The organism is Pseudonocardia kongjuensis (assembly GCF_039526905.1).
Classification (GTDB): domain Bacteria; phylum Actinomycetota; class Actinomycetes; order Mycobacteriales; family Pseudonocardiaceae; genus Pseudonocardia; species Pseudonocardia kongjuensis.
Window position 1 is genome coordinate 45,365 of sequence record NZ_BAAAJK010000032.1, and the last position, 587, is coordinate 45,951.

Below are 587 nucleotides of genomic sequence, written 5' to 3' on the forward strand. Positions count from 1 at the left end.
GCGAGGCGCGGCGCGGCGCGGTGGGGCGCGGCGCGGTATGGCGGGGCGTGGGGCGCGGCACGATGCGCGGCGTGACGCGATGCGGGGCGAGCGAGGCGCGGTGCGGTGCGGACGCGCGACGCGGGGCGCGGCGCGGCGCGACGCGATGCGGGGCACGACGCGATGCGGGGCGAGCGAGGCGCGGTGCGGTGCGGACGGGTGCGCAGCGCGGACGGCGCGAGGCGCGTCGCGGAGCGGATCGCCGCACCACCCGCCACACTCACAACACTTCGCACCCCGTGACTCGCCGAGATGCAGCTCAGCGGGCCGCGAAGATCAACAATTCCCGCTCATCTGCATCTCGGCGAGCGACGGGGTGCGACATGGCCCGGCGGGCCCGGGCGAGCGCGGAGCAGGGCGGAACGCGGCATGAAGCGGAGTGGCGCGACACGGAGTGCACACAACACGCTACGGAGCGGCGCGGCGCGGCCCAGCTCGGCGCGGCCCAGCTCGGCGCGGCCCAGCTCGGCGCGGCCCAGCTCGGCGCGGCCCAGCTCGGCGCGGCCCAGCTCGGCGCGGCCCAGCTCGGCGCGGCCCAGCTCGGCGCG

Annotated in this window: 1 protein-coding gene; it reads left to right on the plus strand. The window is 79.2% G+C overall.

The genetic code is table 11. The annotated features are described in order from the left end of the window. Positions 1–362: 362 nt before the first annotated feature. On the plus strand, positions 363–587 hold a 225-nt coding region (locus ABD160_RS23360; RefSeq protein WP_344026011.1), incomplete at its 3' end, for a hypothetical protein.